The 252-nt window shown below is 58.3% G+C and carries 1 protein-coding gene; it reads left to right on the top strand.

Translation table 11 applies throughout. The annotated features are described in order from the left end of the window. Positions 1-252: hypothetical protein (locus tag ABR397_RS23980; RefSeq protein ID WP_350307870.1), on the top strand; the 252-nt coding region annotated here is incomplete at both ends.

Below are 252 nucleotides of genomic sequence, written 5' to 3'. Positions count from 1 at the left end.
GGACAATACCCTCAACCTGCCAACCTTCCTGACCCGGGTCACACAGGTGCGGTTGAAACTGCAACAGATGAACGCCAGTGATGACCCGTTGGAAATGGCGGGAAGGCTGGCGCAGACGGTGTTTCAGGGCAAAAGCACCGGCCTGACAGAGACGCAGGGCTACGGCAATCTGATGGCGGCCAGTTTGGGTGACCCATGGCACGGTTTTGGTCAGACGATGTTCGTGCAGCCGTTAAATCAGGCGTGGCAGGA

This window comes from Photorhabdus viridis (assembly GCF_040256935.1).
GTDB classification, from domain to species: Bacteria; Pseudomonadota; Gammaproteobacteria; order Enterobacterales; family Enterobacteriaceae; genus Photorhabdus; species Photorhabdus viridis.
Note: the sequence above shows the minus strand (reverse complement) of the source record. Positions and strands in the feature narration are given on the sequence as shown.